Source organism: Kribbella sp. NPDC051718, from assembly GCF_040681515.1.
Classification (GTDB): domain Bacteria; phylum Actinomycetota; class Actinomycetes; order Propionibacteriales; family Kribbellaceae; genus Kribbella.
This window is the reverse complement of record NZ_JBFAYZ010000005.1, coordinates 655,089-676,732: the sequence shown is the minus strand read 5'-3', so window position 1 is coordinate 676,732 and position 21,644 is coordinate 655,089. Positions and strand designations below refer to the sequence as shown.

18 protein-coding genes are annotated in these 21,644 nt (G+C 67.2%); 14 read left to right on the top strand and 4 right to left on the bottom strand.

From position 1 onward, the window contains the following. Positions 1 to 90: 90 nt before the first annotated feature. The 14 genes from AB0M15_RS22490 (at position 91) to AB0M15_RS22425 (ending at position 17,709) form a co-directional block, all read left to right on the top strand. Complete coding sequence (locus AB0M15_RS22490; protein ID WP_363822237.1) at positions 91 to 1,311, top strand: lanthionine synthetase C family protein; 1,221 nt, start codon at positions 91 to 93, stop codon at positions 1,309 to 1,311. Positions 1,312 to 1,337: 26 nt separating this feature from the next. After that, entirely contained in the window at positions 1,338 to 4,235 is a 2,898-nt protein-coding gene (locus AB0M15_RS22485; RefSeq protein WP_363822234.1) for a lantibiotic dehydratase, read from the top strand. 281 nt (positions 4,236 to 4,516) lie between these two features. Beyond that, positions 4,517 to 4,693, top strand: coding sequence for a hypothetical protein (locus tag AB0M15_RS22480; protein ID WP_363822231.1), 177 nt, complete (start codon positions 4,517 to 4,519; stop codon positions 4,691 to 4,693). A 61-nt stretch (positions 4,694 to 4,754) separates the two neighbouring features. After that, positions 4,755 to 4,961: a lanthionine synthetase LanC family protein gene (locus tag AB0M15_RS22475; protein ID WP_363822301.1), complete on the top strand. Its 207-nt coding sequence runs from the start codon at positions 4,755 to 4,757 to the stop codon at positions 4,959 to 4,961. Then, positions 4,958 to 6,259: a serine hydrolase domain-containing protein gene (locus AB0M15_RS22470; RefSeq protein WP_363822228.1), complete on the top strand. Its 1,302-nt coding sequence runs from the start codon at positions 4,958 to 4,960 to the stop codon at positions 6,257 to 6,259. Before AB0M15_RS22475 ends, AB0M15_RS22470 begins: the two co-directional genes overlap by 4 nt. Next, the gene (locus AB0M15_RS22465; protein ID WP_363822225.1) at positions 6,249 to 8,636 is read left to right on the top strand and encodes a tetratricopeptide repeat protein; all 2,388 of its coding nucleotides are present in this window, start codon (positions 6,249 to 6,251) and stop codon (positions 8,634 to 8,636) included. Before AB0M15_RS22470 ends, AB0M15_RS22465 begins: the two co-directional genes overlap by 11 nt. A 229-nt stretch (positions 8,637 to 8,865) precedes the next feature. Continuing rightward, the gene (locus AB0M15_RS22460) at positions 8,866 to 10,272 is read left to right on the top strand and encodes a pyridoxal-dependent decarboxylase (RefSeq protein ID WP_363822221.1); all 1,407 of its coding nucleotides are present in this window, start codon (positions 8,866 to 8,868) and stop codon (positions 10,270 to 10,272) included. Next, positions 10,269 to 11,927 (top strand): IucA/IucC family protein, encoded by a 1,659-nt coding sequence (locus AB0M15_RS22455; protein ID WP_363822219.1) that lies wholly within the window; start codon positions 10,269 to 10,271, stop codon positions 11,925 to 11,927. The genes AB0M15_RS22460 and AB0M15_RS22455 overlap by 4 nt, the downstream gene beginning before the upstream one ends. Beyond that, positions 11,917 to 12,462 (top strand): GNAT family N-acetyltransferase, encoded by a 546-nt coding sequence (locus AB0M15_RS22450; protein ID WP_363822214.1) that lies wholly within the window; start codon positions 11,917 to 11,919, stop codon positions 12,460 to 12,462. Before AB0M15_RS22455 ends, AB0M15_RS22450 begins: the two co-directional genes overlap by 11 nt. 1 nt (position 12,463) lies before the next feature. Beyond that, positions 12,464 to 13,756: a SidA/IucD/PvdA family monooxygenase gene (locus AB0M15_RS22445; protein WP_363822211.1), complete on the top strand. Its 1,293-nt coding sequence runs from the start codon at positions 12,464 to 12,466 to the stop codon at positions 13,754 to 13,756. Continuing rightward, positions 13,753 to 15,468, top strand: coding sequence for an IucA/IucC family protein (locus AB0M15_RS22440; protein ID WP_363822206.1), 1,716 nt, complete (start codon positions 13,753 to 13,755; stop codon positions 15,466 to 15,468). Before AB0M15_RS22445 ends, AB0M15_RS22440 begins: the two co-directional genes overlap by 4 nt. Positions 15,469 to 15,726: 258 nt before the next feature. Then, the gene (locus AB0M15_RS22435) at positions 15,727 to 16,098 is read left to right on the top strand and encodes a hypothetical protein (protein WP_363822197.1); all 372 of its coding nucleotides are present in this window, start codon (positions 15,727 to 15,729) and stop codon (positions 16,096 to 16,098) included. Between the two features lie 106 nt (positions 16,099 to 16,204). Further along, complete coding sequence (locus tag AB0M15_RS22430; RefSeq protein WP_363822194.1) at positions 16,205 to 16,756, top strand: hypothetical protein; 552 nt, start codon at positions 16,205 to 16,207, stop codon at positions 16,754 to 16,756. Positions 16,757 to 16,995: 239 nt separating this feature from the next. Continuing rightward, positions 16,996 to 17,709, top strand: coding sequence for a hypothetical protein (locus tag AB0M15_RS22425; protein WP_363822191.1), 714 nt, complete (start codon positions 16,996 to 16,998; stop codon positions 17,707 to 17,709). A 14-nt stretch (positions 17,710 to 17,723) separates the two neighbouring features. Here the strand turns inward: AB0M15_RS22425 and AB0M15_RS22420 are convergent, their stop codons facing one another. The 4 genes from AB0M15_RS22420 to AB0M15_RS22405 form a co-directional block, all read right to left on the bottom strand. Continuing rightward, entirely contained in the window at positions 17,724 to 17,879 is a 156-nt protein-coding gene (locus AB0M15_RS22420) for a hypothetical protein (RefSeq protein WP_363822189.1), read from the bottom strand. A 159-nt stretch (positions 17,880 to 18,038) separates the two neighbouring features. After that, on the bottom strand, positions 18,039 to 19,556 hold the full coding sequence (locus AB0M15_RS22415) for a PfkB family carbohydrate kinase (protein ID WP_363822186.1): 1,518 nt from the start codon (positions 19,554 to 19,556) through the stop codon (positions 18,039 to 18,041). A 69-nt stretch (positions 19,557 to 19,625) separates the two neighbouring features. Beyond that, complete coding sequence (locus AB0M15_RS22410) at positions 19,626 to 19,790, bottom strand: hypothetical protein (protein ID WP_363822183.1); 165 nt, start codon at positions 19,788 to 19,790, stop codon at positions 19,626 to 19,628. A 271-nt stretch (positions 19,791 to 20,061) separates the two neighbouring features. Next, positions 20,062 to 21,567 carry a PfkB family carbohydrate kinase gene (locus AB0M15_RS22405; protein ID WP_363822180.1) on the bottom strand — a complete coding sequence of 502 codons (1,506 nt, stop codon included), beginning with the start codon at positions 21,565 to 21,567 and terminating at the stop codon, positions 20,062 to 20,064. Positions 21,568 to 21,644: the final 77 nt, after the last annotated feature.

Below are 21,644 nucleotides of genomic sequence, written 5' to 3'. Positions count from 1 at the left end.
CGCCCGTTCGGGCGGTCCGGGGGCGGCCGGGAGATCATCCCGGTCGTTCCCGGCCCAGGGGCCTGTCGTTCCGGCCGGGAGGAGACCGACGTGCTGTGGAGTCCGGTGGTGACGGGAGAGGTGGCTCGGGCGGCGCGGGAGCGGGGGCTCGAAGTAGCTGAGCGGTTGCGTGGATGGTCCGGTGGTGAGTCAGGTCTGGAGGGGGCCGCCGGAGTGGCGGTGCTGTTCGGTCAGCTGGACCGTGTGTTCCCGGAGGAGTGCTGGGACGTTCCGGCCCACCAGGCGCTTGCGGCCGCTGCGCGCGCTGTCGAGGAGACTGGGCGAACGGTGCCGGGCCTGTACTCCGGCCTCAGCGGAGTGGCGGCAGCGGCCGACCTGCTGTCCCGCGACGGCACTCGGTACGGCGGTCTGCTGAGCACACTCGATGCTCGGATCGCGGCTGAGACGGCGACGCGGTCCGAACGGCTGACGAATTCTCCGGCACACCAGCCGTTCGAGACGTTCGACGTCATCAGTGGTCTCTCCGGAACGAACCGCTACCTGCTCGATCGGGATCTCGCGAAGCTGGAGGGCGTGGTGGCCGTCTGCGGCTTCAGCCCGGATGGGCCGAACTGGTTCACGCCACCGAAGGCGCTGCGCGCAGGCACTCCTCTTGCGGAGAGGTATCGCGAGGGGGTGTACAACTGCGGCCTGGCCCACGGGATTGCCGGTCCGCTGGCGGTCCTGTCGATAGCTTTCCAAGCAGGTCACGTGGTGCCCGGACAGACCGAGGGCATCGCAGCGGTGGCCGACTGGCTGATCGCCCATCGGGTCGACGACGAGTGGGGAGTCAACTGGGCCGCCGGTGTCGGACCCAACCAGGACTGTGCGCCGGCGCACAGCGCCTGGTGCTACGGCGGCCCCGGCGTAGCCAGGGCGCTATGGCTGGCCGGTACGGCGCTTGCTGACAGCAAACTGCAGGACCAGGCGCTGGAGACGATGGCCGCGATCTTTCGCCGGCCTTGGTCAGCAAGACAGATCGGTCACTCGCCCGGACTGTGTCACGGCGTTGCAGGGCTGTTGCAGATCACGCTGCGGTTCGCTGCCGAGACCGGCGAGCCGATGTTCACCGAGGCGGCAGGTGAACTGACCGAACGGCTGCTGGAGCTGTACCGGCCGGACGTCGCGACTGGCTACTACACGATCACCAACCGGGAGACGGTCCGTCCGCATGCGGGGCTGCTCGACGGCGCTGCCGGCGCAGCCCTCGCGCTGCTGGCAGCTACGACCTCGGTCGAGCCGGTCTGGGACCGCCTGTTACTGCTGTCCTGACTTTCTGGTGACCTGAGGGGAGCGCGATGTTCAAGCCGCTGGACTGGGTCATGGTGCGGACACCATTGCTACCGGTCGAAGCTTTCCTCGACCCGCCGACCGCTGTGGTATCGGGCACCGAGCTGCCTGCGGATCCGCACATTCAGCGCGCTCTCATCGCGGGTGCGGGCGATCTGGTCCGTGCGCTCACCAAGTCGCCTGGGAGCGGGAAGCCGTTGTCAGACAAGGCGTTACGCCGAATGCGCAGCAGCCTGCGGCGGTACCTGATCCGGATGTCGACGCGACCGACGCCGTACGGAACGTTCGCCGGCGTTGCAGTGGCGAACTGGGGTGAGGTCACCGATCTGGTGCGGACAGCCGACCCGGTCCGGATCAGGACCCGTCCAGACATGGGCTGGCTGATCGAACTGGTCTCCAGGCTGGAGCAGCGGCCGGAGGTGCGGAACGAGCTGCGCTGGTATGCCAATCCGGCCGCAAGTCTGTACGCCGACCGCCTGTTCCTCACCGAGCGCGCCGTTCTGACCGATCCGTCGAAGGCAGCTCGCGGTGTGAACCTGCGTGCGACTCCGATCGTCCGTGCCGCGCTTGAAGCCGCTCGCACCCCCATCCCGTACGACGAACTGCTGGGCGGGCTGTCTGCGGGCGGTGCGCCGCGTGACAAGGTCGCCGGGCTTCTGCGGCAGCTCTGGGAACAGACCGTCCTGCTGACCGAGCTACGTCCGCCCGTCACCATCGCCGACCAGGCCAGGTACGTCGCGGACCGCTTGGCCGCTGTGCCGGCCGCCCGGGCGGAGGGGACTGCGCTGGCCGAATTGCTGGACGACATCGCCGAGTGGGACCGGCTCGAGGTCGAGCATGCGGCCGAGCGGTACCCGAAGCTGGTGGCCAAGGCCAAGACGTTGCAGGACATGACCACGCAGTTCCAGACCGACATGGCCGTCCCGCTCCAGGGCCGGATCGCTCGCGAGGTCGCGCTGGAGTCGGCCCGGTTGGCAGACCTGTTACTGCAGCTGGCGCCGTCCGGGATGTCTTACCTGGACGGATACCGGCGGGCCTTTCTGGAGCGCTATGGCCAGGACCGGGAGGTGCCGCTGCTGGAGCTTCTGGACCCGGACCTCGGGCTGGGCGTGCCGCAGCTGCCGGAGTGTCCTGATCGACCGACGGACGAACGAAAGCTGCGCGACCGGACGTTGACCGACCTCGCGCTGGGCGCGATCAAGGATGGCCGGACGGTGGTGGAACTTGACGATGCCACCCTGGCCAAGCTGACGCTGGGTCCAGGGCAGGCGACCGACTCGCTGGACCTGGCGGTGTTCCTGGTCGCCGGGTCCGCTGCCGCCGTGGACGCCGGCGACTTCCAGTTGGTGCTCGGACCCAACCTCGGCGGTGGCGCGGCAGGCCGGGTACTCGGCCGGTTCGCCGATCTGGTCGGTACCGAGCCGCTGCACACCGCCGCGGCTGCCGAAGCCGCAGCGCACCCTGGAGTGTTGCATGCCGAGGTGAGCTACCTCGCCCGTCATGTCCGTGCGGCGAACCTGACCATCCGGCCGCTGGTTCGGGAACGGGAGATCGCGCTGACGACCACGCCCGGCGAGCATCAGCTGCCGCCGAGCGAGTTGCTTGTCGGGGTCAGCGGAGACAGGTTCGTGTTGCGATGGTCGGGTGATGGCCGCGAGGTCGTGCCCTGTGCCGGTCACATGCTCAACACCATTGGGGCACCGCAGGTCGTTCAGTTCTTGGAGCAGCTGTACCACGACGGCCGGGTCGCGAATGTCTCCTTCGGCTGGGGGCCTGCGGCCGGGTTCGTGTTCCTGCCGCGGGTCCAGCGTGGGCGGCTCGTCCTGTCGCCGGCCACCTGGCGGCTCGACCCTGACGACCTGACGGACTTCGCGGCCTGGCGAGCACGTTGGCAGGTGCCGCGATACGTGTACTTGGCTGTCAAGGACTACCGCATGTTGCTGGACCTCGACCACCCGGCGCACGTTGACCAGTTGCGTGAGCAGATCCGCGAGCGAACCGACCTCCATGAGGCGTTGCCGGGGCCAGGGGATGCGTGGATCGACGGGCCGGATGGCAGCTATCTGAGTGAGCTGGTGGTGCCGCTGGTTCGTAGCGAGCCTGCGCCGCAAACGCCACGGCGGAAGGTGGTGGGCCGGATGGCGGCAGTACGGCGGTTGCATCCGCCGGGGAGTGAGTGGCTGTTCGCCAAGCTGTACCACGTGCCGGCGTTTGAGGACGATCTGATCCGGCAGGCGCTCACTGACTTCGGGGCGGAGTCGTGGTTCTTCATGCGGCACGTCGATCCGGATCCGCATCTGCGGGTGCGGTGGCGTGGAGACGTGGACGTGAAACGCGTCCTGGAGTGGGGTGCGGAGCTGGTGGAGGGCGGGTACCTGAAGCGGTTTGCTCTCGACACCTACGACCAAGAGGTCGAGCGGTACGGCGGTCCGGTCGGTATGGCGTTGGCCGAGGAACTGTTCCATGCGGATAGTGAGCTGGTCACGCAACTGCTGCGGATGGGGCGCAGCCTCGATATGTCGTTGCTGGGGGTCTACACCGTTGACTCGCTGTTGGGTGCGCTCGGGTACGACGAGGAGCGGCGGCGCGTACTGAGCCAACAGGGCGTGCAGGACCGCAAGGCAACGGCCGAGGAGTACCGCAAGGAGCAGAACGCCTTGCGTGGTGTGCTTGGGGATCCGGACTGGCTGCCGGAGTCGGCGCGGCCTGCGGTGGCGCTGTGGACCGAGCAGATCGCCGCCATCGCGCGCCAGGTGGATGCGGCCGAGCTGAACAAGGACCTGCTGACGCAGAGCTACGTGCACATGCACTGCAACCGGCTGCTGGGGTGTGGGCATCCGCCGGAGCAGCGGGTGCGGGGGCTTCTGGTGCGGACGCGGGAGAGCCTGGCGCGGGCGCCGTGGTGACGCGACCGCTGGTTGGTGTCGACGTGGCGGGTGGCGATGATCGCGATCAAGCCCGAGGCGTTCGAGTAGCGGGAGCGCAGTCGGCGGTTCCCGCCCCGACGGTGGGCCGGAGCGCGACCCGGCCCTGGTCGGATATCTGCTGCACCGACTTCTGCGACCCGACCAGCCTCTGCGCTGTTCGGTGGGGTCGGCGGCCTGGCCTTCGTCGCTTCGTTCCTGTCCCGGAACGGCAGCCGGTACGGCGGCCTGCTCGCCAAACTCGACGCGGGCTCGCCGCGGGCGTGGTGGAGCGGTCGGCGCGGCTCGCTGAGTCGCCCGCGAACCAGCCGTTCGAAACGTTCGATGCCGTCTACTCCGGTGATGTCTACAACTGCGGCCTCGCCCACGGCGTACCGGCACCGCTTGCGTTGCTGTCGATTGCCTACAGCAAGGGGGTACTCCGTACCGGGTCAGGCTGAAGCCATCGCCCGCGTGGCCGAGGGGCTGACAGCACAGCGGTCCGACGACGAGTGGGGTGCGATGGCGGCTGTCTATCGCAGGCCGTGGTCGGCGCGGCAGATCGGGGACTCGCCCGGGCTCTGCCACGGTGTCGCTGGGCTGCTGCAAATCACGCTGCGGTTCGCTGACGACACTGGCGAGCCCGTGTTCACCGAGGCAGCAGTACCCGGTGCGAGCCGGTTTGGGACCGGGTCCTCCTGCTCAGCTGAGGCATACTTGGGCGAGTGACTGACGTACGTGCTGATACCGCGGCGGCTCTCTACGCCGAGATCGCGGCGGCCCAGAGTGAGACCAAGCTGCCGTCGATCGCGGCCGGTGTGCTGAAGGACGGTGCACTGGCGTGGACCGGGTCGCGCGGGCAGATCGCGGACGGTGAAGGGCTGGCGCCCGGGCCGGACGTGCAGTACCGGATCGGGTCGATCACCAAGACGATGACGGCGATCCTGGTGATGCAGTGCCGCGACGACGGGTTGCTCGCGTTGAATGATGCCGTGGGCAAGCATCTGCCCGGGATCGCGTTCGGCGACCTGACCATCCGGCAGTTGCTCGCGCACTCGGGTGGGATGAACGCCGAGCCCGAAGGCCCTTGGTGGGAACGCAATCCGGGCGTCTCGTTCGAGGCACTGACGGCGGCGATGGACGAGTCGCAAGCAGCTGGCAAGGCCGATCGGCGGCATCACTACTCCAACCTCGGCTACGCGTTGCTGGGTGAGGTCGTCGCGCGGTTGCGGGGTGCCGCGTGGATGGAGTTGGTGGCCGCGCGGATCCTCGACCCGCTGGAGATGCGGCGTACGACGTACTTCCCGGTGGCGCCCGCCGCCAAGGGGTTCTCGGTGCATCCGTTCAGCGGGCGGCTCGATCTGGAGCCGGCGTACGACTCCGGTGCGATGGCGCCCGCCGGACAGCTGTGGAGCACGATCGAGGACCTGGCGAAGTACGCCGCGTTCTGGATCGACCCCGGCTACGAGGTGCTCAGCCGCGACACCGTCGACGAGATGGCCGCTCCGACGGCCGGCGATCCACGCGAGGCGCTGACCGCGTCGTACGGGCTGGGCCTGCGGATGCACGCGGACGATCCCCACCTCTTCGTCGGCCACACCGGTTCGATGCCGGGCTTCATGGCCGGCCTGTTCGTCGACCGCGCGCGGCGGATCGGGGCCGTGACGCTGGGCAATTCGACGTACGGGCGGGTTGCGCCGGTACCACTCGACCTGATGCGCATCCTCGCGTCGTACGAGCCGCCGTTGCCGGTGGAATGGGTGCCCGAGCCGGAACTCGCCCAGGGCTCGGAGTTGCTCGGCCATTGGTACTGGGGCAACACCGAGATGACCATGTCCGTCGCCGGCGGCATCCTCCAGCTCACCACCGGTTATCCATGTCGTTTCTCACCCATCGGCCCAGACCTCTACCGCGGCCGCGACGGCTACTTCGCCGGCGAACGCCTGCGAGTGATCCGCGACGGTGACCGGATCACCCACCTCGACCTCGCCACCTTCACCCTGACCCGCACGCCCTATGGCAGCTGACCATGCGTTGAGCGTTGCCCAGTTGATGAAGGGGTTCCGGCGCCGGGCCGGGCTCACCCAGGAAGCGCTGGCAGAGCGGGCCCAGCTCAGCGTGCGCGCGATCCGGACGCTGGAAGGTGGTCGCCGGCGGTACCCACGAGAGTCGACGTTGCACCAGCTGGCGGCAGCCTTCGAACTGTCGGCGGCGGAGCAGGAGCAGTTGGCGGCGGCCGCGAGCCGTAGCCGCGACGAGCCCTCGAGGACTCCCCGGCAGCTACCTCCTGGTCTGGACGACTTCACCGGCCGGACGAAGGAACTGGACGACCTGGTGCGGCTGCTTCGGGAGGCGGAGGTGGTCGCGCCGAGTGTGGTGATCTCGGCCGTCGGCGGGATGGGAGGAATCGGCAAGACCACGCTGGCGGTCGAGGCCGGCCGGCTGGCGGCGGAGCACTACCCCGACGGGCAGCTCTATCTCAATCTGGGTGGTGGCAGCCAGCCGGTACCGGTGGCCGACGCGCTGGCGACAGTGCTGGCGGCGATGGAGGTGCCGCCTGCGGACGACCCGTCGGATGTGCAGGCGGCGACCAATCGATACCGTACTTCGATCGCCGGCCGGCGGATGCTGGTGTTGCTCGACGACGCGGTCAGTGCGGAGCAGGTGACTCCATTGATTCCCGGTACGTCGGGGTCGGCCGTCGTCATCACCAGCAGGAATCAGCTCACGACCGTACCGGGTGTCCGTTACCTCGACCTCGAAGTGCTGAGCGAGGTCGAGGCGGTCGCACTGCTGGGTGAGGTGGCCGGGCGCGAGCAGGTGCAGGCTGACCCTGATGCGGCACTGGATGTAGTCCGGCTGTGTGGACTGCTGCCGCTGGCGGTACGGATCGCAGGGAGCCATCCAAGTAGCCAGGAGGTCGGCGGGCTGGCGGTTCTGGCCGGGCTGCTGGCTGATGGGGACAAGCGGCTGAAGGTACTGAGCGCACCTGGCAGGGGAGTCGGCGCGAGCATCGGCTTGTCGATCCAGGCTCTTGGCGCGAGCGGCCGGGCCGGCGACACCGCCTGCGCGCTGGCTCTCCCCGTGCTCGCCGTCTTGGAGGGTGACCGGTTTCCGTTGCGGGTGGCGGCCGCGGTGCTGGATCTGCCGCTGGAGGAGACCGAGGACCTGCTGGAGCGGCTGGTCGACGTACACCTGCTGGAGACACCGGCACTGCAGCAGTACCGGATGCACGACCTGGTTCGCGATGTCGGCCGTGAACAGGCTGACCTGGAGCTGACCAGTGCGGAGCGCGATCGGATCCGGCGGCGCGAACTGCAGTGCTACTTCGCCATGGTGTGGCGGTCGAGCGAGCTGCAGCCGTCGAAGAAGCATCCGGTCGAGGCGGCGGGCTGGTCGGCCGGCGCCGAGGATGTCACCGATCCGCGTGCCGTGCTGGCCTGGCTCGAGAGCGAGCTGGGCAATGTGCTCCGGGTGATTCGCGCTGCGGCGGGTGGCGATCGCGAGGAACGCCTGATCGCCGCCCGGATGGCCTGGGGCGTCCATCGGCTCTCGCTCGTCCGCATGCAGTTCGCCGAGGCGCGAGACGCCTTGCTCGCCGCTCTGGACTGCGATCTCGCCCCGGAGGCCGAGGCCGACCGGTTGTGGACCGCGTTGGGACAGATCTGTCTGGCACTCGGTCAGCACGACCGCGCGGAGGGCTACTTGCGGTTGGCGCTGCCGCTCGCCCGAGCGCGGCGGGATCCGATGCAGGTGGCCTGCTGCCTGGTCGAGCTGGGGACCGTGCTGGTGCGGACAGGCGCCGCCACCGAAGCTGTCGAACTCGCGGCCGAGGCACTGGCGCTGGCGCCGCAGGTGGATTTCGTACTGGCGGAGTCCAACGCGAATCTCGTCGGCGGGATGGCCGCCGGTGCGATCGGCGATCTGGCCGGTCAGCAGGCTGCCTTCGATGCCGTGCTGGCCAACCACCGGGCCCGCGGCGCGGGGGACGGGCCGTTGATGCACCTGATGTACATGGGGTTCTCGCTGGCCGAGAGCGGTCAGTACGAGCGGGGGCTCGCGATGCTGACCGGCGTACTGGAGCGGTCGCGGGTCGAGGGCCCGGTGATGGCGGAGTTCGACGCGCTCGAGCACCTGGGACGGGCCTGGTGGAGCTTCGGCGATCTGCCGAAGGCAGCGGAGTACCTCGAACTCGCCCTCGCGATTGCTGTTCGCCACCCAGGGGACAACCGGGAAGCCGGCATCCGTCACCTTCTCGGGTCGATCGAGGTCGAGGCGGGCCGGCCGGGCCTGGCGCGGCCGCACTGGGAGCGCGCGATCGCGCTCTACGACCATGTCGCGGATCCGGCCGCCGATGAGGTCCGCAACCTCTTGCAGGCGTTGCCTACCGGCCGACCGGCATGACTTTCGGTGTGACCCGTACCTCATCCGGCGGCTGACTCGTTCACCATCGACGGCCCCCGGTTGACACTCACAGCTTCGAGGTTAGTAAGTTAGGGCTACCTAAGTAAGGGCTGCCTTACTCGACAACTTTCCCAGGAGAAGCTGGATGTCGTCCCTCGACGCTCCCTATAGTCCCTTCGATCGCGATCAGCGGGTGGTGGAGCTGCATCGCTGGCCCTTGGCAACGACGGTGCGGGACAGTAAACGGGGGCCGCTGCCGGCCGGTACTCCGGCTGCCGTGCAGCAGCGGACGGCCGAATCGCTGGGGGCTCCGCGGGTGCCGTCGACGGGAGTCGGCGAGTCCGCCGCGCTGGACCTGATCGCCGGTCTGCTCGATCGGGACGGCATCGATCTCAGTCACCCGCAGGCGGCCGCGCATCTGCAGCCGCCGGTGCTCCAGGTCGCGGTCGACGCCGATGCGCTGGCGTCCGCGAGCAACGCGTCGATGGACACGTACGACTCCGGTCCGGTGACGTTGGAGATCGAGCGTTGGGTGGTCCGGGCGCTGGCGACGATGGCCGGATTCGGGCCGTCTGCGGATGGTGTGCTGACGCCTGGTGGCTCGATCTCGAACCTGCTCGCGATGCTGATCGCCCGGGACAATGCGGCTGCGGCGCTCGGTATCGACGTCCGGCGCAACGGCCTTGGTGGCTTGGAGAAGCCGGTCGTGTTCTGCTCGGAGCTCGCGCACTTCTCCGTGCAGCGTGCGTGCGCGGCACTCGGTCTGGGGGAGGACGCGGCCATCACGATCCCGGCCGACGGTGACTTCCGGATGCGCTCGGACATCCTGGCCGGCGAGCTGGACAAGCCCGGCCGTACGCCGCTCGCGGTGGTCGCCACGGCCGGTACGACGGACTACGGCTCGATCGATCCGATCGGGGAGATCGCCGATCTGGCGCGGCAGTACGGAGCCTGGGTGCACGTCGACGCGGCGTACGGGTTCGGTGCTTTGTTCTCGGACCGGCTCGCGCCGCTGCTGGCCGAGTTGCCGGCCGCCGACTCGGTGACGCTGGACCTGCACAAGATCGGCTGGCAGCCCGCCGCGACCAGCATGCTGCTCGTCGCCGACCGGGAGCGGTTCGCCTCGCTCGGGCGGTCGGTGGAGTACCTCAACCCGGCCGACGACATCGACTCCGGACTGGACGGGCTGCTCGGCCGCAGCCTGCAGACAACTCGCCGGCCCGATGCGGTGAAAGTCGCCACCACGCTGACGGCATACGGCCGGGCCGGACTGGGCAGGATGCTCGACACCTGTCACGAGCTCGCGCACGCCGCCGCGGCCCGGGTCGTTGCCGACAGCAACCTCGAGTTGCTGGCGCCGGTGACCCTGACCACGGTGTTGTTCCGGGTCGCCGGGCAGGGGCTGGCGGCGGCCGAGCTGGACGCTGTCCAGGGTGAGGTCCGGCGCCGGTTGCTGACGTCGGGACGGGTGCTGATCGGCCGGACCAGGATCCCGGCTCGCGGCGGCCGCCCGGCGGCGGTCGCGTTGAAGTTGACGCTGCTGAACCCGAATGCCACCGCCACGGACATCGAGGAACTGCTCGACCAGGTCGTGGCCACCGGTCACGACGTCCTGCCTCGCGAAGGAGCAGCGTGATCTCACCCACCTCAGTGGCGGTAGAAGCTCATCTCGACGCCATCCTGCGGTGCTACACACGGGAGACCTCCGTGCCGGTCGCAGCCGGCCCGCTGTCGCTGGAGGTCGGCTCGTCGACCTTGACGGCGACCGTGGTGCACGCATCCAGAACGGGGCTGCACGGCTTTGCCGAGGTCCGGGTGGACGGTGTGTCTGTCAGTCCGGAGCAGCTCGTGCGACTGCTGTCGGTCGACGCCGACCCGGCCGAGATCGACGACCTCGCAGCCCGTACGGCGGAGTCCGTGCGCAATGTCGCGGCCTTCGTGGCCGGCGCTGGTGACGGTGGACCCGGACGTTTTCTCGAGGCTGAGCAGGCGTTGCTGTTCGGCCATCTGAACCACCCGGCTCCGAAGAGTCGAGATGGGTTGAGCGGTGCCGAGCTGTCGGCGTACTCGCCGGAGCTGGGCGGCCGCTTCGCGGTGCACTGGTTCGCAGTGGACGCCGAACTGGTGTCCTCGGACCAGGTGGCCGGCGCGCCATCACTGCAGGGACTGGACGCCTTGCAGCTGATGGCCGCGCTGGCCGGAATCACGCCGCCGGACGGCCGGGTGCTGGTGCCGGCCCATCCCTGGCAGGCCGCTGATGTACTGAAGCGGCCACGGATCGCCTCGCTCATCGCTGCTGGCCGGATGGAGGCACTGGGGCCGTTGGGTGCGAAGTGGTATCCGACCTCGAGCCTGCGCACGGTCTACCACCCAGACCTGCCGGTGATGCTCAAGCTGTCTCTTGGATTGCGCATCACCAACTCTCGCCGTGAGTCGACTCCGACCGAGCTGCGGCGAGGCCTGGAGATCAACCGGCTGCTCGACGCGGCTTACAACGCCGGTACTGCGACGGCGCACCCCCGGTTCTCCATTGTCCGCGACCCGGCCTGGGTCGCGCTGGACGAGGGTGGCCCGCTGTTGACCGGGTTGGACGTCGCTGTGCGCGAAGTACCGGATGGTGTTGACAGCTACGCGTGTCTGGCCGGGCTGGTGGCGCCGCGGCCGGGACAGCCCAGTCGGCTCGGTACTGCCGTCGCTGGTCATGGCGACGGTGGGGCAGAGGCGTGGGTGGCGTCGTACGTGGACGAAGTACTGGTCCCGATGCTCCACCTGTACGCCGAGACGGGGATCGGGCTGGAGGCGCATCAGCAGAACACCCTGGTGCGGCTGGATGACGCAGGGCGGGTTGCTGGTGGGGCCTATCGCGACAACCAGGGCTACTACCTCGCCTCGTCGTACCTGCGGGGACTGCTGGACGTGACCGGGTTGAGTGACTCGACGCTGGCGGTGGTGGATGACGCGATCGTTGACGACCGGCTGACCTACTACCTGCTGCACAACCAGGCGCTCGCTGTGGTGGGCTCCCTGGCGGTGGACGGGCTCGCTGACGAGGATGCGTTGCTTGAGGTCGTCCGCGACCGGTTGTCCGAGGCACTGCCGGCATTGAAGGCTGCTGGGCCTAGCGGTGACCGCCTGGCCCGACGTTGGCTGTCTGCTGCGCAGCTGCCTTGCAAGGCGAACATGATGACCCGGCTGCGCGGTATCGACGAGGTAGTCGCTCCGCTCGACGCACAGTCGGTCTATCTGGACATACCGAATCCCCTGCGATTGGGCGCGCGCAGTGAGGTGTGATGTCACGCTGCTGCTCCACCTGGACAGCGGCTTCGACCTGCGGCCTGCCGCTTCGTCTGACGCGCCGACCATCGCCTGGTGGATGGCGCAGCCGCACATCCAGAAGTGGTGGGAGCAGGACTGGTCGGTCGAGCGATGGGCGCAGGCGATCGAGGAGCAGCTCGCCGGCGAGCACTCGATCCCGTGCCTGACCGCTGTCGACGGCGAGGACTTCGGGTACGTCGAGTTGTACCGGGTCCGGCACGACCGGCTGGCGGAGTACTACGCCTGGCAGGAGCACGACTGGGGCGTCCATGTGGCCATCGGCGATACCGAGCGGCTCGGCCGGGGACTGGGTCGCCGGCTGCTGCGAGCGCTGGCAGATGCCCTGTTCCGTGCCGACCCGCTGAGCCGGCGCGTGGTCGCTGAGCCCGATGTCACGAATCTTCCATCCATCCGCGCATTCGAGGCTGCTGGTTTCGTCACCCACGCGGAGCTGGAGCTACCCGAGAAGAAAGCACTACTGATGGTCCACACCCGGACCGTGGAGGCCTGAGATGAGTACCGAGCCGTACGACGTGATCGCGATCGGGTGTGGCCCGTTCAACCTGGGCCTGGCCGCACTGGCCAGTGGCCTGGACGACCTGAAGCTGGCGGTGCTGGACAGCCGGCCCGAGTTCACCTGGCACCGCGGCCTGATGTTCGGCGACGCGATGCTGCAGGTGTCGTTCATGGCTGACCTGGTCAGTCTGGTGGAGCCGGCGCATCCGCTGTCGTTCCTGTCGTACCTGCGGGACAACGACCGGCTCTACCAGTTCTACGTGCGGGAGAAGTTCCACCCGACGCGGCGGGAGTACGAGGCCTATCTGCGCTGGTGTGCGGCGCAGTTGGACTCGCTGCACTTCGGACATCACGTGTCGGAGGTGGTTTTCGACGGTGATGCCTTTGTACTGACAGTGGAGCGCGCTGGGTCGGTAGAGGTGTTCAAGGCCCGCCACCTGGTGGTAGGGGTTGGCACAGAGCCCGCAGTGCCGGCTGCGCTCGCCGACCTGCCTTCGGAGCGGTTCCTGCACTCGTCCGACTACTTGTACCGCCGGGATGATCTCCTGCGGGCTGGGCGCGTGACGGTGGTGGGTTCTGGCCAGTCGGGCGCCGAGTGCGCGCTGGACCTGCTGCGGGCCAACGCAGAGGGTGGGCCGGGCGTGGCCTGGCTGACCCGCACAGCGGCGTACACGCCTCTGGACTACTCCAAGCTGGTGCTGGAGATGACTACGCCTTCGTACGTGGACTACTTCCATGAGCTGGCCGAGTCGACGCGCGATCGGCTGGTCAAGGATCAGTGGCGGCACTACAAGGGCATCTCCTCGGACACCTTGGAGGAGATCCACGATGTGCTTTACCAGCGCGACCTCAACGCTTCGGCGGTGGCACCTGTGGAGTTGCAGGTGGGAGTGGCCGTGGAGTCCGCGGTTGCTCGCGCTGACGGCATCGAGCTGACCATGCGGCACGCTGACAGCGGGCGGACCTTCCAGCACGTGACGGACGCCGTTGTGGCCGCTACTGGCTACCGCAATCGACCCTTGCCCTTCTTCACGGCACTGGACCCGCTGGTGCACAGGGACGCTGCCGGGCGGTGGGTGGTCAACAGGGATCACAGCATCAGTACCGATGACCCACTGACCGGCCGGCTGTTCGTCGCCAACGCGGACCTGCACAGCCATGGGGTAGCGGCACCGGACCTGGGGATCGGCGCGATCCGCAATGCCACCATCCTCAACAGTGTCGCCGGGAGGGAGATCTTCCGGCTGCCCAAGTCCACTGCGTTCACTACCTTCTCCATCCCGGGATGAGCTGGACTGGGAGCTCCGCCTCGCTCCTGGCCAAGCTGATCTCGCAGCTCTGCACGGAGGATCTGCTGCAGCCTGACGGGGATCGCTTGGTGTTCGGTGCGGCTACCTACACGTTCACCTCGACACGTGGTGGGTTTGGCAGCTATCAGGTGGTTCCTGGGTCGGTACGCCGTACAGCGGCCGGCATCCTCGGCAATGACGAGAGCGAGGAGGCTGTCGACCCGGTGCAGTTCCTGGTCGACGCGGCGGACGCTCTGGGCATCTCTGGGTCGACTGTCGCCGGGTATGTGGCCGAACTGTCCAGCACGTTGGCTGCCGACGTACGGATGGCTTCTACTGCTGTGCCTGTTGGCGATTTGGTGGGGCTGTCGCATACAGACCTCGAAGGTCACCTGACCGGCCATCCACTGCTGGTCGCCAACAAGGGCCGGCTGGGCTTCTCAGCCGCCGACAGCCTCCGCTACACCCCAGAGGCCCGTACTCCGCTCCGCCTGGTCTGGCTGGCCGTGCGACGGGGGCTAGCCGAGTTCCGGGGTACTCCGGAGCTGTCGGAGCACGCAGTACTCAAGCGGGAGCTCGGCTCGACCTGGGACACCTTCCGAGCCCAATTGGTCGACCCGGACTCGTACGTGTGGCTCCCTTGCCACCCGTGGCAGCTAGACCACGTAGTGGCGACCCAGTGGGCACGTGAGCTGGCCACCGGGGAGATCGTCGTCCTGGGGGAGGGGCCCGACGACTACCTCCCGACCCAGTCCATCCGGACGATGGTCAACCTCTCCCAACCTGAGCGCGACCAGGTCAAACTGCCACTGAAGATCCTCAACACCTCCGTCTACCGAGGCATCCCCGCCCACTGCTCACTGGCCGCCCCCATGGTCACCCAATGGCTCCGTGGCCTCTGGTCCCGCGACGAGGTCCTCAACCGCCTCGGCACCGTACTGCTCGGCGAAGTCGCGTCGGTAACCGTCCACCACCCACAGCTGTCCACCGGCGTCCCGTACCAATGGACCGAGACCCTCGGCTGCATCTGGCGTGACCCGCTAGTGATCGCCCCCGGCGAGACGGCCTGGCCGCTGGCCGCAGTACTGCACCGAGACGTGAACGGCGAGCCGTTGGTAGCAGCGCTGATCGGCTCTTGCGATGCCACGGTCTGGCTCGCCGAACTCATCTCGACCCTCATCCGCCCACTACTCCACCTATTGCATCACTACGGCATCACGGTGAACCCCCACGGCGAAAACCTCTCCATCATCTGCAACCCCGAAGGCCTACCGACCCGCCTGGTCATCAAAGACCTCATCGACGACGTCAACATCTCCACCACCCCCATCCCCGCCCGCGGCCCCGAACCCGACTCCCACGACCGAGTCCTCCCTCGCAAGCCCTGGCACATCCTCCGCCAGTACCTGGTCGACGCCCTCTTCCTAGGCGTCCTCAACCCTTTGGCAGACCTGCACCTGATCCCTTCCGACCAAGTTTGGGCAATCCTCCGCGGCGAAATCGAGGAGTACACCCGCGCCCACCCCCAGTACCAAGACCGCCTCGAAGCCACCGCCCTACTAGGCGAAACCTTCGCCCGCTACCCCTTGAACGGCTACCGCCTAACCCTCGGCTACACCGACCTCGACACCCGCCCCCCGATCCCCGTCACCGGCCGCATGCCGAACCCTCTGTACTCCGTGAAAGGCATCAGACCAGCTCGCGAGTGGTAACTGGCGATCCAACGCCTCGTTGGATACTTTGTGGCGTGCGCCACACACGCACGCCACATACCACCCCACAGAAGGTCCCGAACAGTGTCGTTCACCGGCAGCCTGAGCCGCCCCCTCGCCTCCACCACCCCGTCGCTCCACAGCCGCTCCTACCCCCGCTGGACCGACGACCTCCCAGGCCTCCGAAAGCGCCTCCAGGACGCCTGGTCCGCAACTACTCTGGATGAGAATTTCAGAAGCCCTGCCGGTGTACAGGTCATGCCTTCACACGGCCAGGGCGCCGTCAGCTCGGCCTGGCTCGTAGAGGCATTGGCTGCCGCTCATGTCCGGGATCTCAGCTACTGCTCCGGCGACCTCCATTCGATGGACGACCCCGGCCGCATCGAGGTCGAGCAGCACTGCTGGGTCGAGGTGTCTCATGGGGGCGACCGCCTGGTCGTAGACGTGACCGGCGACCAGTCGGAACTCCTCCGGGCGCATCCGGTCGTGTACGGCTGGCATGACGAACTACAGACCGCCCTACGCGTCGACTACCGTCCGAAGCACCGGCTCACCCGGTTGCAACTCCAGTACGACCCGGTCCGGACCCGCCTGGCCATCCTCGACCAAAACCTGAAGGCCAACCGCTGACGGCGGGCTGACGGTCCGGTAGCGCATTGCCGGGTCAACGTGCACTATGGAGCGAAGGTCGCAGTGATCGTCGTTCGGCAGTCAACGCACAGAAGGACGTCTTAGCTTGTCGTTGACCGGCGCAACCAGCCGTCGCCATGGCGACGCCGCCCGCCCGCCGCAGGGGTACCGTCCACCCTTCCCACGCTGGGTCGCTGACCTCGCGGGTTACCGAAAGCTCCTGCAGGATGCCTGGACCAACGAAACGGTCCATGAGAGTTTCATCGGCCCGGCCGGCGCGGACGTACCGTCGTCCCGCGGACAGTGTGGTGTCAGTTCCGCCTGGCTGGTGGAGACACTTGCCGGCCACCAGGTGCCGAACCTCAGCTATTGCTACGGCGACGTCTATTCCGCCCTTGAGCCCGAGCGGATCGAGGTGGAGCTCCATTGCTGGATCGAAGTCGGCTACGAACGCCATCGGCTGGTCGTCGACCTGACCGGTGATCAGGCAGAGATACTCCGGCAGCACCAAGTGCTGTACGGATGGCACGACGAGCTGGCATCGCAGCACCACGTCGATTATCGCCCGCGCAAGCGACTGACTCCGCGGCAGCTGAAGTCCGATCGGGTGCAGGCCCGGCTCGCCATTCTGAAGACGTATCTGCCGGTCATAAGCTGATGACAGGAGGCCGGAGCTTGGATGCACTTGCGATCAGGGCGGGCAGCAGAGCGCATGGGCCAGCTGGACGGCAACTGACTCTGTCGCTCGACGATTGTCGCGACGCCGGTTCCCGCTTTGCTGAATTGGTCGCCCAGTCAGCAGTTGCCCACGATGTCGAACCGCGCGCGCTGGCCATCCGGACCCTGCTGCACCTGCCTCGCGTCGCAGGACACGACGGTCGTTTGACTCGGTGGCAATTGCAGAGGGAACTCGGCAACTGCACCGTCGCTCTGCGCGCCGACCAGGCCGAGGTCCTGGAACTGATACCGACCGGCAAGCACCGGCTGCAGGAGTTGCGATTCGTCCCCTACGACACGCGGAGCGCCGGCCGGATCTTCAGTCACCTGCACTATCTGCGCAGTGCTCGCAGCAATTCGATGAACTACGCTCTGATCGATCCTGAGGGTCGTCCGGTGACGTTGTGCAGCGTTTCCCCGCTTGAGTGGTCGGTGGTCGGACGACAGTTGCGTCAGCAGTTCGGCGTACTGCCGGAGCGAGTCTGGGAGGTGTCCCGGGTCTATTCGTTCGACATCGCGCCGAGCAACGCCATCTCCTTCCTGCTGGCCAAGGTTCGCGCCGCGCTGCGCCGGACCGAGCCGGAGCTCGACCTGCTGACGACAGCGGTAGACGCGAACCTCGGCTTCACCGGCTCGAGTTACCGAGCAGCGAACTGGCAACGCTGGATGTCGGTCCGCGCGCGGCCATACTTCTACCTCGACGGCCGGTATATCAGTCCGCGCCAACTTCGCGAGGAGTACGGAACCGCCAACCTCGCGGCGGTCCGGACTTACTCCGGCGGCGTTGTCGAGCTGAGCCGGGCAAGCCTGCTCGACTCCACGATCTTCTGCTGCCGCCTCAGGGGCGAGACGGAGTTGCTGCCCGTCGAGGGGCAGCGCCGGCTCCGCCGCTGACCCGCCGCGCCGCCTCAGCTCACCACGACGACCGCGACGCTGTAGATCCCGAAGCAGAGGAGCGTGATCACCACCATCAGGAGCAGCAAAAGGATCTGCTTCCAGAAGTGGTACAGAATGATGGCCGCCACTCCCATCAGAATCAGTGCCAGGCCATGATTTTCGCTCATCGCCATCCCTCATTCCGTGCTCTAGAACGCCCTTTGCGTTCAGTGAACAGCACGGCAATTGGGTGTCAATCCGCTTTATTGGCGTCGATTCGGGGCTGTCGCCGGCACGCGCCCTACCAACTGGCAGCCGTGGTCGCCCAGTTGGCAGCGACTCCGGCGCTAGTGGTTACGGGACCTCGTGTCGCGCAGCTTTCGCTCGATCCGATCCCGATCAGGCATCGTGGTCGAGTGCACGTGGTCCTCGGCGACGCAGGCCATCGCGGCCGTCGCCCATTCGGCCACACTCTCGCTGAAAGTGCCGTCGTCGATCAGTTTGGCTGCCAGGGCGGCGCAGAAAGCGTCGCGGGTGGTCGAGGACTCCTTGAAGGGAGAGGAGACCGTCGGGAGGCGGTCGATGCGGGGTGCGGTTTGGGAGTAGATCAGGCCGCCGCCGTAGCCGAGGAGGCAGACGGTGCCCACGCCTCGTTCGAGCAGGTGCTCGCCGACTCTGTCCGGGTCGAAACGGTCGTGCCCGGCCGGGGTGTACTGCTCCAGCTCCCAGGCGTGGGCGACGAGGTAGTCGATCCGGGACAGGGCCTGCCGGGAGATGCCGCCATCGGCGTACGGCTGGCCCGGCGTGACGATCACGATGGGGCGTGAGTGGTCGTCGCGGTGAGCAAGGTCGACGGCGCGCTGGAACGTCTCGCGCGGGATCTCGAAGGTCAGCAGGACCGCGTCGCAGCCGGCGATCTGGCCGGAAAGCAGGTCGACGTCGCGGACGCCGAGATTGATCTCCTTGTCGTTGCGCCAGACCGCCGCGATGCTGTCGCCCAGCCGCAGCTCGAAGACTCCGGTGATCGGCGTGCGGGCGCCACGGACGACCTTGAGCAGCGACGTGTCGACGTTCTCGGCGCGGAGGTACCCGACGATCTCCTGGCCGAACTGATCGTCGCCCAGGGCCGCGACCAGGCTGACCCTGAGACCCAGGCGCGCAGCCGCGACGGCTTGACTCACGCCCTTGCCGCCCGGGGTGAGCAAGCAGTAGTCCGCGAGCATCGAGGTCTCATGCTGGGGAATCACTTTGGTCCGGAAGATGACGTCCATCACCGCGCCGCCGACGATGATGACGCGCCCGACCGTCGCCGGTGGCCGTCCCGTCTCTTCAGAGGTCGGTGCCGGAAGTGCGAGCGGCTGGTTCGCCGGCTGCAGCAATTGCCGAGCCAGCTGCCGCAACACGTCGAACTCGAGCGTTCCGCGCAATGTACGGTCACTCGGCGGGTCACCGGAAGGGACTCCGATCGCCAGATGCAGGGCTCTCCAATGGCTCAGCAGAGTGGCCCGGCGACGTCCGAGCGAGTCAGCGCGGAGGGCCTGAATGACCTTCTGGTCCAGGCCATGCCGCAAGTAGGCATCGTCGAGAACTCCGAGCCCGAGGACGGCGTCGGCGACGATCTGATGCGTTCCGTCGAGTAGGTCCCGCACGCACTGGGCCACCACCTGCAGCGCAGCCAGGTATGGATCGATGTCCTGCGAGCCGGCGAGGTTCTGAACCGAAGGCAACCCGAGCAGCGACGCAACATCGCTTCTCCTGATCGTCTGCAACCGCTGCAGGACCAGCCCATCTCGGGCCCGGAGTTTCTCCAGCGTATGAGTCAGCACGACGGCGTCGGGGGAGTCCGGATCCTCGCGGTTGGCCATTCGCCCCTCCGAATTGTCGACCTACCCCGCGCCATGATCCTACGGGATCGAGATCTCCTCGGCATCACTTCAGTTGTTGAATAGAGCGATGAGTTCAAGGAGGCCGAAGCAGAGAACTGTGGTCGTGATGATCGCGAGACAGCGGATGATCTGCTTCCAGTAGGACACCAGAAGGGTGCCGATGATCATGGCCAGAATCAGTAGCGCCGCACTGTTTGCCAGCATCGGAATCACGTCCTCTCCGCCGGAGATCCGCTCGCAGAGAGGATCTCGCAAAACACCGATGGATTAGAGTGGCGGCCGCCATTACCAGTCAAGCGCGCAGAGTTCTGCCGTCAAGGCACGGCGTTCTGGCGGCGGCAGGGTGCTTCTTTGACTGGCGTCGGGCGCTTGTCGGCCGTGTTTCGACAGGCCAAGCCGAATGCATCGTCAGAAGTCCTGTTTTGACCGTCATTGACGGAGTTTGGCCAGCTAGCGGTTGATTTGACGGCCGTCAGGCGGTCAATCACTGATCGCTGGGCGTGACCTGGTCAGGTTGCTGGCGTGATGCGCGGCGTGCAATCTGGTTACGATCCGGCAAAGATTCCATAGTGGCGTCGGATTTTGGTCCGTCGGTCAATGTCGCGTACGCCGCAGCGGCTGCCGCCATGGCGGCAGCGGACCACTTCACCGCGTCCGTCAGTTTCGCGGACCGGTCCTCGACCAGGTGCCAGGCGAGGGCAGCGCAGAACGCATCTCTCGAGATCGCCGAGCTGGGGAAATTGGTGACACCAGGTGGTGAATAGCTGAATTTCCGGCCCTCGATGTCGCCGGCGTTCGAGTAGATCGTCGAGCCGTCGTCGTTCATCAGGCAGATGTGACCGATGTCGAGGTCGAGAAGATTCTCGTAGAGCTCGTCGCCCGGGAAGTTCCGGTTGCCCTCCGGGAACAACCGGAGAAACTCCCACTGCCGGGCAACGAGGAAGTCCGCCGCCTTCAGCAGATGCCGGTCGATCCTCGTCGTGTATGGCTGGGCCGGCGTGATGATGACCGTCGGCCGTGGATCCGGTAGCTCTGACAGCACACCCAGCAGGTGTGCCATCACCTCACTGGGTATCTCGAAGGTGGCCAGGACCACGTCGCAGGCGGCTAGCTCGGCAGCGCTGTCGTCGATGTCCGCGGTGGTCAGTGCAGCCCGTCCGCGGAAGTTCACTGCCTGACTGGCGCTGCTCGGCAACTCGAGGATCCCGGTCCAGCTCGACATCTCGCCAGGACGCACCTTCACCTGCGAGACATCGACGCCGGCGACGGCCAACCTGTCCAGAGTCGGCTGCGGATCGCGGTCGTCGCCGACAGCCGCGAGCAAGGTCACGTCGAGTCCGAGACGGGCGGCGGCGACCGCCTGCATGTATCCCTTGCCGCCGGGCGTGATCCGGCAGCCTGCGGCTTCGGTGGCCATCTCGTGCTCGGGGTACTCGGGAACTCTGAAGGTGATGTCGTTGACCACACCTCCGACGACGAGGACGCGGCCTTTGCCGCCGATCGCTCCGGCTGCGGTCGGTGAGCAGAGGTCGCGAGCTCTGGGAGACAGGATCAGCTGGGTGAGTTGGTCGAAAGCCCGATCTTCGAACCTGTGCCGGAGCTGATTGATGGTCGGCGCCGCCTGGCCCGTGGGAAAGTACTCCGCCCAGTGACCGAGAAGGGACTCTCTACGGGCTCCGACCGTCTGTTGTGCCAGTATCAGCCGGTCGACGACCCTCGTTGCGTCTAGGGCCAGCGCCACCTGGATCACGACTTGAGAGGTCTTGTCCTCCAGCCCGGCGACGCATCGCTCGATGACCTCATGTGCTGCGGTGCTGTCGTCCTTGCCGGATCGCATGATCTGCCGAACGAGAGGTAGGTCGAGGATGGGCCGCGCCACGGTCCTCTTGTCGGTGAGCCTCTTGGAGGTGGGGATGCCTGCCCCCTTCCGCAGCGTCTCGAGTGCTTCACGTACGTCGCTGTACAGAGGGTGAACTGGTCGATTCGTCATCGCGCACACTCCTCCGCCCGGTGAGAGCTGAGGTTATGCGGACGTTCGTGGACCAGCAACAGCTTGGGTGTCTGGCT

What these genes read in the sequence shown, in the direction of transcription:
- AB0M15_RS22485 (WP_363822234.1), top strand. Translation starts at nt 1,338, where the DNA reads ATGTTCAAGCCGCTGGACTGGGTCATGGTGCGGACACCATTGCTACCG.
- AB0M15_RS22475 (WP_363822301.1), top strand. Translation starts at nt 4,755, where the DNA reads ATGGCGGCTGTCTATCGCAGGCCGTGGTCGGCGCGGCAGATCGGGGAC.
- AB0M15_RS22465 (WP_363822225.1), top strand. Translation starts at nt 6,249, where the DNA reads ATGGCAGCTGACCATGCGTTGAGCGTTGCCCAGTTGATGAAGGGGTTC.
- AB0M15_RS22445 (WP_363822211.1), top strand. Translation starts at nt 12,464, where the DNA reads ATGAGTACCGAGCCGTACGACGTGATCGCGATCGGGTGTGGCCCGTTC.
- AB0M15_RS22440 (WP_363822206.1), top strand. Translation starts at nt 13,753, where the DNA reads ATGAGCTGGACTGGGAGCTCCGCCTCGCTCCTGGCCAAGCTGATCTCG.
- AB0M15_RS22435 (WP_363822197.1), top strand. Translation starts at nt 15,727, where the DNA reads ATGCCTTCACACGGCCAGGGCGCCGTCAGCTCGGCCTGGCTCGTAGAG.
- AB0M15_RS22420 (WP_363822189.1), bottom strand. Translation starts at nt 17,879, where the DNA reads ATGAGCGAAAATCATGGCCTGGCACTGATTCTGATGGGAGTGGCGGCC.
- AB0M15_RS22415 (WP_363822186.1), bottom strand. Translation starts at nt 19,556, where the DNA reads ATGGCCAACCGCGAGGATCCGGACTCCCCCGACGCCGTCGTGCTGACT.
- AB0M15_RS22405 (WP_363822180.1), bottom strand. Translation starts at nt 21,567, where the DNA reads ATGACGAATCGACCAGTTCACCCTCTGTACAGCGACGTACGTGAAGCA.